This is a genomic window from Sporocytophaga myxococcoides DSM 11118 (assembly GCF_000426725.1).
GTDB lineage: Bacteria > Bacteroidota > Bacteroidia > Cytophagales > Cytophagaceae > Sporocytophaga > Sporocytophaga myxococcoides.
The window spans coordinates 211,037-225,919 of sequence record NZ_AUFX01000011.1 but is presented as its reverse complement, the minus strand read 5'-3'; the positions used below and the strand labels follow the sequence as shown (position 1 = coordinate 225,919).

12 protein-coding genes are annotated in these 14,883 nt (G+C 35.6%); 9 read left to right on the top strand and 3 right to left on the bottom strand.

Going from position 1 to position 14,883, the window contains the following annotated elements; all coding sequences use genetic code 11:
* Window positions 1-3 precede the first annotated feature (3 nt).
* From K350_RS0114925 to K350_RS0114905, 5 genes are read left to right on the top strand one after another with little or no spacing between them, the layout of a single operon-like run.
* Window positions 4-600 (top strand): chemotaxis protein CheB, encoded by a 597-nt coding sequence (locus K350_RS0114925; protein WP_028980598.1) that lies wholly within the window; start codon window positions 4-6, stop codon window positions 598-600.
* Complete coding sequence (locus K350_RS0114920) at window positions 597-1,352, top strand: GAF domain-containing protein (protein WP_028980597.1); 756 nt, start codon at window positions 597-599, stop codon at window positions 1,350-1,352. Before K350_RS0114925 ends, K350_RS0114920 begins: the two co-directional genes overlap by 4 nt.
* Window positions 1,353-1,370: 18 nt before the next feature.
* Window positions 1,371-4,073 (top strand): PAS domain S-box protein, encoded by a 2,703-nt coding sequence (locus K350_RS0114915; protein ID WP_156027051.1) that lies wholly within the window; start codon window positions 1,371-1,373, stop codon window positions 4,071-4,073.
* Between the two features lie 42 nt (window positions 4,074-4,115).
* Window positions 4,116-4,658, top strand: coding sequence for a SiaB family protein kinase (locus K350_RS0114910; protein ID WP_028980595.1), 543 nt, complete (start codon window positions 4,116-4,118; stop codon window positions 4,656-4,658).
* A 43-nt stretch (window positions 4,659-4,701) separates the two neighbouring features.
* Window positions 4,702-5,064, top strand: a complete 363-nt coding sequence (locus K350_RS0114905) for a DUF1987 domain-containing protein (protein ID WP_028980594.1) — start codon at window positions 4,702-4,704, stop codon at window positions 5,062-5,064.
* 32 nt (window positions 5,065-5,096) lie between these two features.
* Here K350_RS0114905 and K350_RS0114900 read toward each other — a convergent pair whose 3' ends face one another.
* Window positions 5,097-6,455: an MBL fold metallo-hydrolase gene (locus K350_RS0114900; protein WP_028980593.1), complete on the bottom strand. Its 1,359-nt coding sequence runs from the start codon at window positions 6,453-6,455 to the stop codon at window positions 5,097-5,099.
* Window positions 6,456-6,543: 88 nt separating this feature from the next.
* Entirely contained in the window at window positions 6,544-9,480 is a 2,937-nt protein-coding gene (locus K350_RS0114895; RefSeq protein ID WP_028980592.1) for a T9SS C-terminal target domain-containing protein, read from the bottom strand.
* Window positions 9,481-9,689: 209 nt separating this feature from the next.
* Between K350_RS0114895 and K350_RS0114890 the strand changes: the two genes are divergently transcribed.
* The 4 genes from K350_RS0114890 (at window position 9,690) to K350_RS0114875 (ending at window position 13,142) form a co-directional block, all read left to right on the top strand.
* Window positions 9,690-10,724, top strand: coding sequence for a PorP/SprF family type IX secretion system membrane protein (locus tag K350_RS0114890; protein WP_028980591.1), 1,035 nt, complete (start codon window positions 9,690-9,692; stop codon window positions 10,722-10,724).
* Window positions 10,725-10,882: 158 nt separating this feature from the next.
* On the top strand, window positions 10,883-11,221 hold the full coding sequence (locus K350_RS0114885) for a TM2 domain-containing protein (protein WP_028980590.1): 339 nt from the start codon (window positions 10,883-10,885) through the stop codon (window positions 11,219-11,221).
* Entirely contained in the window at window positions 11,211-11,621 is a 411-nt protein-coding gene (locus K350_RS33110) for a DUF2752 domain-containing protein (RefSeq protein WP_028980589.1), read from the top strand. Before K350_RS0114885 ends, K350_RS33110 begins: the two co-directional genes overlap by 11 nt.
* Before the next feature lie 297 nt (window positions 11,622-11,918).
* Window positions 11,919-13,142, top strand: a complete 1,224-nt coding sequence (locus tag K350_RS0114875; RefSeq protein ID WP_028980588.1) for a DUF418 domain-containing protein — start codon at window positions 11,919-11,921, stop codon at window positions 13,140-13,142.
* A gap of 96 nt (window positions 13,143-13,238) precedes the next feature.
* Here the strand turns inward: K350_RS0114875 and K350_RS0114870 are convergent, their stop codons facing one another.
* Window positions 13,239-14,846 (bottom strand): Na+/H+ antiporter, encoded by a 1,608-nt coding sequence (locus K350_RS0114870; RefSeq protein WP_028980587.1) that lies wholly within the window; start codon window positions 14,844-14,846, stop codon window positions 13,239-13,241.
* Window positions 14,847-14,883 lie beyond the last annotated feature (37 nt).

Genomic DNA, 14,883 nt, shown 5'->3' with positions numbered 1-14,883 from the left:
GTAATGAAAGAAGTAGATCTAAACAGGAAATATAAAGCTATAGTCATTGGAGGATCAGCTGGAAGTTTTCAGGTTTTATGTAAGATATTAAACAAGCTTCCAGAAGATTTTTCGTTACCAATTTTTATATGTTGCCATAGGCTAAAACATATAAGAAACGGCCTTATAGAAGCTCTCTCTCTGAAGAGCATTAAAGAAGTAAAAGAGCCTGATCATAATGAACCTATTAAAAGAGGGAAAATATATCTGGCGCCAGCAAATTATCACATGAATATTGAGCTGGGTAACTACATTTCTTTATCCACTGAAGAAATGGTTAATAATTCAAGACCTGCAATAGATATAACCTTTGAGACCTGTGCATACGTTTATAAGGAAAAACTTATTGGAATCTTATTAACAGGAGCGAACAAAGATGGTGCTCTTGGAATGAAAAAGGTTAAAGATTATGGAGGGATGACAATCATTCAGGATCCTGAGGAAAGCGTGATTGACACTATGCCAAAGGCTGCTATGAGTGTTACAAAAATAGACCATGTTATGAAAGTAGAAGAAATTATAAAGTTTTTAATAGAATTAAATAAAGTGACTCAGCTATGAAAATGATTTTATCAAAAGTGCATGCTCTGGCGAATATATTGTTTATAGGTTTGGTTGTTTATTCAATTATCCTATTCAATAGTTTTTCCGGAGCTGATAATAATATCCTTTCAATTTTTTATATAACTCTTGCAGCGGGAATTATAAGCATAATTCTGAATTATGTATTGCTCAATACCAAATCATTTAAGGAAGTTGTATATGTGGACAGACTTAAGAACGAATTTATTGTTGATAAGGAAGAAGAAATTTTAAGACAGGATCAGTCTAATATTATTCATGAATTAAAAAAAGAAATTGATGCTATCATGAATAGTAAAATTGGCGGTAAAGATAAAATGGATAAGGCATTGTCAGTAATATGTAATAAAATTGATGCCGGACAATCTGTACTCTTCTTTAAAGATCAAGAAGAAAATAAATTAAAAAGATATTCTTCATATGCTTTGGCATTAGATTCAGCAAATGATATTGAATTTGCTGTGGGAGAAGGACTGGTAGGATTAGTAGCCAAAGAAGGTAAGACATTAGTGATAGATGATCTTAAGGAAAGCTATATGATACCATATTCTGGTTTAGGAACAACCAAGTCTGTTGATGTTATGATTTTACCTTTGCTTAAAAGTGAAGAAATTATTGGAGTCTGGGAGATTTCATTATTGAAAAAAGCAAATGAAAATGATAAAAACCTCATTCAAAATCTAACAACCTTACTGGGTGATTTTTTAGCAGTAGAAGCTCAGTATAACTAATAATTGAAAGTAGATCTTATGTTCAATAAAATAAAATTAAGTTTAGGCAGCAAGATTGTAGTATTCACTACATCTTTGGTGGCAGCTGCGTTATTGTTGATTTCTTATATTCAGTATTCTGTATTTTCCAAAATAGTATCTGAAGCACCAGCTGGAGGAGTGGCAGTGAAAGGATTTTCAGACGATTCTCGTTTGTATCTGATCATAGCTTCTTTGTTTGTAGTTTTGATTACTATCGTTCTTTCATTTTATCTGGTTCGATTTCTTACTCAACCTCTCTTCTCTCTAAAGGAGTATCTTAAGCTGACAGAAGAAGGTATACTTGCTAATGAAATTAATATTAATACCGGTGATGAGATTGGAGAGATGGCTTTAATTACAAATAATATCGTCAGATCTTTAAAACATACTGCACACTTTGCGCACACCATTGGTGAAGGTAATTTGAATACACAATTCAGGCCAGCAAGTGAAAACGATGTATTAGGGAACTCCCTTCTGAACATGCAGAAAAACCTCATAAGTGCAGAGATCAGAGAGAAAGAAAGGAACTGGATTGTTAACGGTATTGCCGAAGTAGGTGAGATATTGCGTAAACATAACTCTATTGATCCTTTAAGTTATGATGTGATAAAATATCTTATTGGAAAGATTGGCGCAATTCAGGGGGCTTTTTATGTGATAGAGGAAGATGATGATAATGAGTTTAAGAAGTCTATCGTGATGAAAAATCTCTATGCCTACAACAGAAAGAAATATAAGTCTGCGAAATTTAAAATGGGCGATGGCTTAGTTGGACAAGCAGCTATAGAAGGAGCTACCATTTTCAGGACTGAGATTCCAAAGGATTATTGCTCTATCACTTCCGGATTAATTATTGACAAAAAGCCAGATTCGATTCTCATTGTGCCCTTGATTACAGAAGAGTTAACCTATGGGGTTGTTGAGTTTGCTTCATTGAGAAAGTTTTCAACGAATGAAGTAAGGTTCATTGAAGAAGTAGGGCCAATTATAGCAAGGACGATCTTTAACATACATGTAAATGAACGTACTCAAAGACATCTTGAGCAATCTCAAAAGATGAGTGCTGAACTTCAACAGCAACAGGAAGAATTGAGGCAGAATGCTGAAGAGATGAGAGCTACTCAGGAAGACCTTCAGTTGTCTAATGAGAAACTTGAAGAACAGATTGAAGAGGTGAATAAAACTCAGAAGAGAATGCAGTCTCTGCTTGAAAATGCATCAGAGGTAATTGCAATCTACGAAAAGAATATGATCCTGAGGTATGTGAGTCCATCTGTAAAGAGGATATTAGGTATAGACCCATCTGACCTTATAAATAAAAAGGATGAAGCCCACATATATGAAGAAGACAGAGTAGCTTATAAGGCAATGTTTGATGAACTTTTGGCAGATCCTGAAAAGTCAATTACAATCCAATACAGATTTATAAAAGATAACGGAGAGCTTATTTGGCTGGAAGCAACAGGTAAAAATCTTCTATCAGATAGAGCTGTGGGTGGAATTATTCTTAATTCACGTGATATCACAGTGAAAAGGAAGGCAGAAATGGAAGAACGCATGAGGAAAAACATGCAGGCGCTTTCTGAAAACTCTCCTGATCTTATCACACGATTGAACTGTGATGGTGTAATCACTTATACAAACCCTGTCATTGAAAACTATACAGGATTAAAACCTTCAGAGTTTATGAATCAATCTCTGGAAACAGTTAGTTCTCAAAATGGCATTGTAGGTGTGTGGAAAGAAATTCTTCAGAATGTAATTAGTACAGAAAATAAACTTCACCTTGAAACTAACTATAATTCACATCTTGGTGAAAGGGTAATGCAGATCAATGCAATTCCTGAATATAATGAAAATAGTCTGGAGTCTGTCCTTGTTGTTTCCCACGATATCACTGAGATGAAGCTTATTGAAAGAGAGATTCAAGCTAAGAACAGAAGCATACATGAAAGTATAACATATTCAAAAAGAATTCAGAATGCTATTATTCCTGATAACAAATCTATTCAGAAAACACTGCCCGGTTCATTTATACTGTACAAGCCAAGGGATATCGTAAGCGGTGACTTCCCATGGTATATGGAAAAAGATAACTCTGTGTTTATATCTGTAGTGGATTGTACAGGTCATGGTGTGCCAGGAGCTATGTTGTCTCTGGTAGGATATTTTCAACTTAATAACATAGTCGAAATGTGTTCCGGATTAAATTCTGGGGCTATATTGGATGAGTTTGATAGAAAGGTTAATGAAACTCTTATAAAGGATACCAATGAAGAGAACATTAAAGACGGAATGGATATCGCATTTTGTAAGATTGATTTGTCTAAAAAGATCGTGGAATATGCCGGAGCTCACAGATCCTTATACCATGTTTCCGATGGAGAATTAACAGAATACAAAGGTGATAAATGGGCTATTGGTGGAGGAGTCTATAAAAACCAGACTCAGTTTACCAACCATAAAATCAAGATGAAAACAGGTGATATGATTTTCTTTTTCTCAGATGGATTCCCTGATCAATTTGGTGGACCTCAAAACAGAAAACTCGGCACTGTGAAAATAAAAGATGCCATCATGAATAATAAAGACAAATCTATGTCTGCAATACATGATGCTTTGAATATTGAGTTTGAATCATGGAAAGGTGAGCATAAACAGACAGATGATGTTCTATTAATTGGTATTAAGTTTTAATAATTTTTATAGAGTTTAAATTAAAGTCGCAATTAATTACGTATGAATTACATTTATAATATTCACAAAACTATGGTAGAAGAAAATATCATACTTGTATACGAAGGGGAGTTTACCCAGGAAATAACAAAAGCTGTATTGTCTATGGCCGAAAAGAAGCTTGATTCTAAAGGTGAAGAAGGCAATATTAAAAGAAAAGTATTCAATGTGATGGTTGAGTGCCTTCAAAATATATGTAAACATTCGGAGAGCTTATCCTTGCCAAATGAAAAGAAAGCTATTTTTATGATTGGTTCTGAAGAGGACTGTTATATCATTACTTCAGGTAATATGATTGCTAATAAAGATATCAAAGGATTGTCAGAAAAGCTTGAGAAGATTAATAGCCTGGATAAAGATGGTTTGAAGAATTTCTACAAAGAATTAATTCAGAATAATGAAATGTCAGATAAAGGTGGTGCAGGATTAGGATTTGTTGATATCGCGAGAAAATCAGGACAGAAACTTGAGTATAATTTTGAGACTGTTGATGCTGATTATTCTTTCTTTTCTTTCAAATCAAAAATTGCGAGAATCAGCGAGTAAATCCTTTTCCTACTTAAACCTATTTGATAATCTTTCTATAATTATGGATACTTTGAATATAAACGGAACTGAAGATACTCCTTCTGTCACATTGGACAAATCTAAAGGAGTATTTGAAATTTCCGGACGCTCACTCCCGGAAGATGCTGCCGGTTTTTTTAAGCCAGTGTTAAGCTGGATCGAAGCATATAAGGAGCAATCTAATCCAGCTACTAACCTTCAGGTTAAACTGGAATATTTTAATACTGCGTCTTCTAAATTAATATTGGACATTTTAACGAAATTTGAAAAAATCCAGGGAGCAAAAATCATCTGGTATCACTTTTCTGATGATGAAGATATGAAAGAGGCAGGACAAGAGTTTTCTGAGCTTGTTGAAATCCCTTTTGAGTTTAAATCTATGTAGGCCAAAGAGTGGGATAAATACCCGCTCTTAATCTACTTTTTCAGGTTATCTATTTTTGGTAGTGCTTCAAGTGATTTTATACTTTCGCTAATATCATATACTTTTTCAATTTGTGTACTTTCAAGTATACTGCTACCAATAGCTGATCGGTATCCTCCTGCGCAGTGCACTGCAATTGGCTTTCCGGAAGGTATGGAATGAACGTTTTCCCTAAGCTTGTTTAGGGGAATGTTTATTGAATTTAAAAAGTACTTTTCTGAAGCGACCTCGTTTGAATCTCTTACATCTATAATGGTGTATTTATCATCTGCTTTGATCACATCTTTAGCTTCTATTTTTTTTGATTGGATACCTGATGGTTTTTGCAAGACTATAGCTCCGGCTATTTTTGATTCGTATCCTATTTTAGCTGTTTTAAGAAGAACTTCTTCCAGTATATTATCATCGCTTGCTATAAGATAAAAGGTTTCGTCTGGACTTATAATAGAGCCTAACCATGTTTCAAATTTCCCTCCATTTGGAATATTAATTGCTCCTTGGATATGTCCACTCTTGAATAAATCTGAACTTCTGGTATCTACTATCAGAGCATCAGTCACAATTTCATTGATGCTTTCTATGTATTTAACTTTTTCAATACTTTCACTTAGTCTAGGAGCCCCAAGTTTGTTTATGAGAACATCGTATGTGAAATATTTCGGAATAAATGGCTGGTTAGCCAGAATAAGTTTTATAAACTGTGACTCACTCATGGATTGAAGAGCGTAATTTTCTTTTCTTTGATTGCCAAGCGTGTCGGAAAGGTTGTCACTCATTGATTTTCCACAGAGAGAGCCGGGGCCATGTGCAGGAAATATGATTATGTTATCCGGTAATTTTAATATTTTATCATGAAGCGAGTGATATAATTTACCTGCCAGTTTTTCTTTTAATGTTGCACTGTCCTTAGAATTCTCTCTTAAATCAGGCCTTCCTACATCACCAATAAAGAGTGTGTCTCCTGTAAATATCGCATAGGGATTTTCTGTTTCATCTTCAAGCAACACTGAAATGCTGTCAGGAGAGTGGCCAGGCGTATTGATAGCTCTTAATTTTATTGCCCCGATTTTTATCTCATCACCATCATCAAAGGTCACATGCTCATAATTGACTTCTGATAATTTACTTGCATAGATTTTTACCTGATGCAAAGAAAATTCTCCATGACTGCTTATGAAATCAGCATGAGGATGAGTTTCAATGACAGCTTTGATTTTGGCATTATATTTATTTTCTAAATGAAAAAAAGGAGATGGGTCCCTTGCTGGATCTATAAGGGCTATTTCTCCTTCACTTATAATAGCGTAGGTGAGCTGTGCCAGACCTTTATCAAAAAAACTTTCTATTTGCATTTGTTAAATTTTAATGATGAAAAGTGTATTCATTCCTAACTGGTGTGTGGCGGCTATGTTAATAATTGATTTAATTCGATTTTCTCAATTATCTTAGCACTGTCACATCTCCAGTTTTTGTCTGGCTTTTAGTTCCGCTAATGCTTTCTCCAGCATAAGTGAGTTTCCAGACATATGCACCTTCCTGTACAGTTTTTCCTCTATACTCTCCATTCCAGGAATTTTCCATTGAATTTGATACAAAGATCAATTCTCCCCATTGGTCAAATATTTCGAGTCTAAAAGAGATGATGTTGGCTCCTGAAATTCTGAATTCATCATTGTTTCCATCATCATTTGGTGAGAATATATTAGGGACAAAGACCCTTGCTTCACAGATATCCTGAACTAATGTATTGACTGTATTTTCGCATCCATGTTCGCTTTTGGCTGTCAAGTAATATATGCCCTCTGTAAATACAGTTATTGATTGAGTTGTCTGTCCTCCAGGAAGCCAAAGATAACTATCTGCTATTCCTCCATCAAGAAGCACAGAATCCCCGTTTTCACTACACAGTGCATAAGTTGGATTTAAACTGACATCTGGAGCCTCTTCAAATTCAATATTGATTGTATCGCTTCTTTGGCATTGATCACGATATATGGCTACACTGTATGTACCTGATGTTGTTGGATGAATCTGCCGGTTAATTTCATTGGTTGACCACTTATATTGAAATCCTGAAGGCACAACTCCAGCGTCTAACACGGGATTTGATCCTTCACAAAAGGTCGTGTCCGGACCTAATGAAACAATAGGTGGAGTGATAAAGGTAATATTTATCTGATCTGATTTTTGACATAAACCATTATTGCTAACTGTTGCAGCGTAAATCCCTGAAGTCTTTACCACTATACTTTGACTGGTAGCTCCGGTAGACCATGTATGAGTTAATCCTGGGTTTTGTGCATCCAGTTGAATTGAGTCGCCTGCACATAAAGTTTTATCACCCCCTAAGTCGAATGGGATAACAGGCGCAAAGGTAACAGTAGCTGTAGCGGTGTTTATACACCCTGCCCGACTGACTTCCACTATAAATGTACCAGATGTGTCTGTATTAATAAAGGAAGATGTTGATCCTGTATTCCATAGGTAGGATAAGCCAGGCCCGCTTAATGTTGCATCCAGTTTGTAGGTAATTGGGTCGCATATGATGGTATCTTTAATTGCTGGTGTTGGAGGTGTTTCCACAATTGTCAATGTTCTGGTCATTGTTGTATCTCCACATGCATATATTGCCCTGACAGATACATTATATGTTCCTGGTCCTGGATATGTATGTGTAGTTGTTTGCCCAGTTGCTGTTTGTCCATCACCAAAGCTCCATGTCCAGGTAAATACCGTATCAGGCGCATTTGCCTGAAATAAAGTTATGGAGCCGGAACAAGTATCTGCATAAGCTAAATTCCAGTCAGATGTATTAAAGTAGTTGGCTACAAAATTGGGTAGACCAGTATTGCTTTCTGTGCCAAGATCTACAGACTTATGTTGATAGTCTGCATCTGTGCTGTCTAGCGTAGGATTATTGATAACTCCAAGAAAGCCGCTTCCCGAACCTTTCAGAGCTACGTATATTTTTCCGTCAGGTCCTAACTGCAGGGCTTCATATGAAGCAGATGGATCAGTGCTTATAGTAACCTGTGAATTTTCGATTTCAGTGGATGTTGCCTTTGTGATATCATATTGATAAAGGTGACCATCACCGTTTGTGCTTACATAAAGTTTATTGTTGTCATCAGAAAATTCCAGGCCAAATGGGCTTGTAACATTTGTTATTGTATCGCTGATAGTAAGTTGACCTGTATTTTTATTAAAATCAAATATTTCAACTCTGTTTTGTTCAGCCAAAGCAACAGCTACTTTGGTTCCGTCTTTAGAAAACTTCATATAGCCCTGACCATTCGTTTGTACAGTACCTGATGAAGAGATTACTGGGGTAGGATAGAACCCGCTTGTTCCAATCTTATATGAGATGAAATTATTTGAATTAAGTTCATGTGCTACCACCCAGAAATTACCCTGATCATCTTTCATGCCTGATACTTTATTGGCAACGGGATTGTTAAGGGGGACATTGACATTGGTTACTCTTCCTTCTCCATTATTAAGTGATAAATCTACGGTTGTATAAGTTAATCCGGTCGAAGGGTTTACTGTAAAGATGTAATAGATATTGTTTGCTCGAGGATCTGGTACTATTATAGCGGATTGAGAAGAGTCTGAATTGCCTTTCAATCCAGTGCCTCCTTGCATAATTTTATTGTCTTTGTTATAAATATTTATTCCATCCGTATAGAACAAAAGATTTCCGGATGGATCCGATATTGAAGCGCTTCCGCCATTCGTGCTATTGGCGTTGGTATTGGTTACAGAGGGAGGGTTGTCATTGAAGTTTAGTCCTGCATTATTTCCAAATTGCCAATTATAATCTCCTTTGTTTCCCTGACCCCAAAAACGAATTGTCACCGTGTCAGATGTATAACATCCATTCTGATAAACTTTTACCCAGTATTTTCCGGCACTGTTTAGTGTATCAATTTGAGTCGTGTCTCCATCGGACCATTGGTAACTTAAGCCTGGTATCCCTGAATCAATATAATATGGGGCATCACAAACAACAGTATCTTTTAGGTTAATTGATAAGGGTGGATTAGGATTATTTTGAATTAATATGTTTTGAGTAATAGTTGCAGGATTCCCGCAAGCATCAGTGAATGAGAAGGTAACTGTATAAGTTGTATTTGTCTGAGAAAACGTATGCGTGGGATAAGCACCAAAAGCTGTATTTTGAGTTCCGGAACCTGGGTCTCCAAAATCCCAGCTCCAGGTGGTAGTATCACCGACTCCAATTCCTGTAAATTGTGTTAAATTATTGAAGCAGGTATCCCTGTATGAAAATCCGGCATTGGCAGGTAAACACTGAGCATTTGCTGGCGCAATATTGGTGCATAAAATGCAAATGAATATCAATAATAAAACTCTCATCCCTCAATTATTTAAAACCAGAATATCTGTTTTGGCAACCTAGAGCTGTATGTTATTCAGAATGAAGTATGATTGTCTTCCTGTTTTTTCTGTTTGTAGGGAAACTATCATCTCCTTTACTTCCCTTGAAAATCAATCATACTAGGAAGTTTAAAAGAATTTATAATAAAAGGAAAACTAAACAGAAGCAATAAGGTTTGATTTATTAAATGAAGATTCTAATACAGTTTGTTTTATCTATATTGATAATTAATACAAGTGTGTCATATGCACAGGATGTACAATTTTCTCAGTTCTATAATGCACCTTTGTATTTAAATCCTGCATTTGCCGGTACAAGCCATTCATCCAGGGCTATACTCAATTACAGAAATCAATGGCCTACTGCTGGAAAGCCTTTTATAACCTATGCTGCATCGTTCGATCATTTTTTCTCTAAGTATTCAAGTGGGGTAGGGTTGATGGTAATGCAGAATAAAGAAGGTACATCAAAACTTAAATCGACAGAGATATCCGGTTTTTATTCTTACCATATTGGGTTAAATGAAAATTGGACATTCATTCCCGGATTACAGGCTACGTATGTTCAGCAGAGTATTGACTATTCAAAAGTTATATTTCCTGATCAGTATGATGACAATGGATTTATAGGAGGTACCTCCGAACCATTAAACTTATCGAAAAGAAATTATTTTGATTTCTCATCAGGTGGATTACTTTATTCTGAAGTATTCTGGTTTGGGTTTTCATACCACCACATAAACAGACCTCGCCAATCCTTTTTAGATGATAATACTAGACTGCCCGCTGAAATGAATTTTCATGCAGGAGCAAGAATACCGATAGCCGGTAGTCCTAGAGGAAGATCAACACGGATTGAATATAAAGAAAAAGCATTTATGCCATCTATTCTTTATAAGACTCAGGGAAAATTTGATCAATTGGATCTTGGTATAAATGTTTTGCTTGAACCAGTGCAGTTCGGGGTGTGGTACCGAGGACTTCCTGTAAAACGTTATGAGTCTGGCTTGACCAATGCAGAGGCTGTTATTGGGTTGATAGGGGTGGTAATTAATGGTTTTAGTTTTTGTTATAGCTATGACTATGTTGTATCAAGGCTTAACAAAAGAACTGGTGGGGCTCATGAAATTTCTTTGATCTACATATTTGGTGAAGGTGATCAAAAAGGAAAGAAGAAAACTAAATATAAAAGGCTACCATGCCCTTCGTTTTATAAGTTGTAGTTTGGCTATTATGATCGAATAAGCAATTTATTTAGATGTTTTTTTTTGTATCTTTCATTAAGACAGAGCTTTAATTAATAATAATTTAAACCATAAGAAAAAAATTACGTAATTAGGTCCATATTTTAGATTTTAATTTTAACATAATTTTTTTTGAAATGGACCAAAACAAAGTTGATTTGTTCATTGCTTCAATGAACGAAAAGTTTCCGGCAGAAAAACTAGGCCTCATTAGAGAGCAACTCTCCAGGCTAGATGATAGTAAGCTTGCCGCAATTCAATCTATTCAATATAAAAATCCTACAACTATATTGATCGTATCTATTTTAATAGGCGGTTTAGGGATAGACAGATTTATGTTAGGCCAGACAGGTCTTGGAGTTGCTAAATTACTTACCTGTGGGGGTATGGGCATTTGGTGGCTTATAGATTTATTTTTAGTAATGGGTAAAGCAAGGGAAGTCAATTATAATAAGTTATCTCAGGTTGCTGTTTAAAGCATTCAATAATTTCTATTTAAAATACCTGCTTGCAATCTCTGTCATTGTAGGCGGGTATTTGTTTTTATATGTTTTTGATCACTATAATAATCACCAGCATTTCACCCTTTGTATTTTTAAACGAATCACAGGTATCCCTTGTCCTGGTTGTGGCATGGGTAGAGCTACACTTGAATTAATGAAAGGGGATTTTGCCGAGGCGTTTCTTTATAATATTCTCAGTATACCTTTTTCTATACTAATAATAATTTCATTAATTTGGATGTTCGTTGACCTTTTTAGGCAGAAAGATACTTTTTTTGTGTACATACAGAAGGGAATGAAATTACAATATAGAATTCTGATATTTGTGGTTCTTGTAATGAATTGGATTGTAAATATTATCAGAGGGATGTAATTTTTTTAAGAATCTCAAATTTTTTAATTATATATTTCTTAGATTCTTTTTGAAAATAATCCATAGGTATTGTTCAGGAATTTGTTTTTGAGAATTCCCTTTAAATGCATTTTTTGCGCATTTTTAATCGTTATTTTCCCGTAAAAAGGCAGGGGAAAGAGCTTAAATTACCTTCCTGTTTTTATAATTTTTCTTATTTAAGTTTAGTGGTTTTAATGGATTAATTGCACCTTTTGCAAAGTCGACTAATTCAGCTAATGTAATTTAACCCTAACCTAAAATTAACAATTGAATCCTATGGAAATACCTGTTTTAAAAAAGCCAACAGACCGGCTTGAAGTCATTGATGTCTTAAGAGGGATAGCTTTATTTGGACTATTCTCTGTTCATATGCAGGAACATTTTGAATTGTTTCTGTTTCCTGAGACAAATTCTGAAATATTAAAATCATTGGATAAAGGTGTCAATGAAATGATTTATTTTCTTTTCGCGGGAAAGTCATATGCGTTATTTGCTTTCCTTTTTGGATTAAGCTTCTTTATTCAGATGAAAAGTCAGGCGGATAAAGGAAAAGATTTCAGAGGTCGTTTTATATGGAGACTCCTCGTTTTAGGTGGAATAGGGTGGTTTCATAGCCTGGTTTATTCCGGTGATATTCTTACCTATTTCTTTATTATGGGATTTGTACTCGTAGTTATGGACAAAGTACCTTCACGAGTTCTTATTATACTTGCTGTATTTTTTCTTTTACAGACACCATTTGTTATAATGGTAATAAATAAAACTTTGAACCACAATTATCAGCGTAATCCACTTTTGGTTGCAATGGACGCAATTTATGGATCGAGCGCCGCTGTATTCTCCAAAGGAAGCTTGTTTGATGTCCTCTCATTTAATATTTCTGAAGCTCAAAAGTCCAAATGGTTGTATATGTTCTTATATGGACGTGTGTTTCAGACTTTGGGCTTGTTTATGATTGGTATAGTGATTGGAAGAAGTGGTTTTTTTAAAACAATTGGAAACTATAGAAAACATTGCCAGGTTGCTTTGGTACTTGCTGCCATTTTATTTGTTCCTTTGTATATATTTAATAGATTCTATCTGCCTGAAATTGCCCCAGAAAAGACAATCATTGAATCATGGACTATCATATTGTCTTCTTATGCAAACTTTGCTTTTGTAGTGATCATCTTCAGTAGCTTTGTTTTACTTTATCAGAATGAAGCAGTAAGAAAAAGACTTGATATTCTTAAATACACAGGTCGAATGAGCTTAACAACTTATGTGATGCAATCTTTAGTTTGGGTTCCTCTCATTTACGGGTATGGAGTTGGACTATATGACTCTATTGGATTCTTTTATAGTTTTCTTCTGGGAGTGGTTTACTTTGTTATTCAGTTAATTTTCAGCAAGTGGTGGATGAGCAGATATCACTATGGACCATTGGAATGGCTTTGGAGATCTGTAACGTATCTTTCACTTCAGGATGTTCCTTTGAGAAAGGAACTTGCTCGGAGTTAATACTCTATTTTAATATAATAAAAGTCTTGTAATATTTACAGGACTTTTATTATATATAATTTCAATTCGATTATTATCTATTTGATGGTTGTTATCTTAGTGCGCAGCACCACTGACCTTCATTTCATTCAGATCCAATTGTATTTCTGCTTTTCTAATTTCCTCATCGCTGAAGAACTTTTCTTTTCTTAATTGAAATAGTTCTATGCGCTGAGTTGCATAAATATCTAATAAGATTTTACGATAATCCTCTCTCTCTTCAATTTGAGTTGTATCGCATTCTAAAGAGGCAAGTCTTTTCTGCGAGGTAGCTACTTCGTGCTCAAGGTTTGTTTTTAGGATACTTACTAATTCATTTTCTTGTATCTCCAAAGCATATTTATCGCATAAGCGACGAAGGGCTACATTAGATAATCTTAAATTTATTCCAGTCTGCTGTTCATCTTCAGGAATGATATTATCTATTTCTTTTAACTTAATGAGTTTAATGATCAGGGGTAGTGTAAGTCCCTGGACTACAAGGGTGACAAATATTGTTATGAATGTGATAAAGATAATCAGGTTGCGGTGAGGGAAAGCAGTACCATCGTTCATGAGCATTGGAATAGACAATGCAGTAGCCAGAGAGACTACTCCACGCATTCCTGCCCAACTTACTACTAAAGGACCTTTCCAGCCCGGATTGGATTCTTTGCGAATTTCTGCATTAAGCCATCGGGGAATATGGGTTGCCGGAAATACCCATAAAAATCTGAGCAATATAATGATACCACTAACTAATAAGCCATATTTTATTCCTTGAGCAATTGAATATTCTCCCAGTCCATTGATTATTTCTGGTAGTTCAAGACCAATCAGAATAAATACAACAGCATTCATAATAAATATCATGGTAACCCACACACCAAGCATATTGATGCGGGTAGTGCCCGTAGTGAAAACTTCATGTGAACGGTAAGAAATAAAGAGCCCACCACTTACAACTGCCATTACTCCGGAAAAATGAAACTGTTCTGCTGTGAGGAACAGGATATATGGCGTCATTACTGTTAATGCTGCATCTATTGCAGGTGTTGTAGGAAGGAAACGATGTATGACGTACATTATATGAGCGCCTGCAAGCCCAACAACAACTCCCATTGAAGCTACAAGGAAAAATTGTGCGGCAGCTTCATGAAAAGAGAAGGTACCAGTAAGTATTGCCGCCAATGCAAATCTGAAGACAATCAGTGAAGATGCGTCATTGACGAGACTTTCTCCTTCAAGAATAGTTAAGACACGCTTTGGTACTTCAAGTCCCTTTAATACAGCGGTTGCAGCAACAGCATCAGGTGGAGATATAATTCCTCCCAAAAGAAAACCTAGTGCTAATGTAAATCCAGGGATTATACCGCTAGAGAAATAAGCTACTAAAGTGGAAGTGAAAAATACAAGTCCAAAAGCGAGCAAGCTTATGGGGCGCTTCCATTTCCAGAAGTCTTTCCATGAAGTGTACCATGCAGCTTCATAGAGCAAGGGGGGCAGGAAGATCAGGAAAACGAGGTCTGGTTCTAACTTAATGATAGGAATACCCGGAATGAAGCTGATTGCCAGACCTGCCAGTACCAGAAATATAGGATATGCAATTTTTATCTTTTGTGCCAACATCACAAGGAGAAAAACTGCAAAAAGAAGACTGAGTATTAGTAGTAAGTTGTGATGCACTTTTATTTGATTCTTTTATTACTCTGGAATTTATTTT

What these genes read in the sequence shown, in the direction of transcription:
- K350_RS0114925 (WP_028980598.1), top strand. Translation starts at nt 4, where the DNA reads ATGAAAGAAGTAGATCTAAACAGGAAATATAAAGCTATAGTCATTGGA.
- K350_RS0114920 (WP_028980597.1), top strand. Translation starts at nt 597, where the DNA reads ATGAAAATGATTTTATCAAAAGTGCATGCTCTGGCGAATATATTGTTT.
- K350_RS0114900 (WP_028980593.1), bottom strand. Translation starts at nt 6,455, where the DNA reads ATGCAAATAGAAAGTTTTTTTGATAAAGGTCTGGCACAGCTCACCTAC.
- K350_RS0114875 (WP_028980588.1), top strand. Translation starts at nt 11,919, where the DNA reads ATGGAAATACCTGTTTTAAAAAAGCCAACAGACCGGCTTGAAGTCATT.
- K350_RS0114915 (WP_156027051.1), top strand. Translation starts at nt 1,371, where the DNA reads ATGTTCAATAAAATAAAATTAAGTTTAGGCAGCAAGATTGTAGTATTC.
- K350_RS0114885 (WP_028980590.1), top strand. Translation starts at nt 10,883, where the DNA reads ATGGACCAAAACAAAGTTGATTTGTTCATTGCTTCAATGAACGAAAAG.
- K350_RS0114895 (WP_028980592.1), bottom strand. Translation starts at nt 9,480, where the DNA reads ATGAGAGTTTTATTATTGATATTCATTTGCATTTTATGCACCAATATT.
- K350_RS0114890 (WP_028980591.1), top strand. Translation starts at nt 9,690, where the DNA reads ATGAAGATTCTAATACAGTTTGTTTTATCTATATTGATAATTAATACA.
- K350_RS0114910 (WP_028980595.1), top strand. Translation starts at nt 4,116, where the DNA reads ATGAATTACATTTATAATATTCACAAAACTATGGTAGAAGAAAATATC.
- K350_RS0114905 (WP_028980594.1), top strand. Translation starts at nt 4,702, where the DNA reads ATGGATACTTTGAATATAAACGGAACTGAAGATACTCCTTCTGTCACA.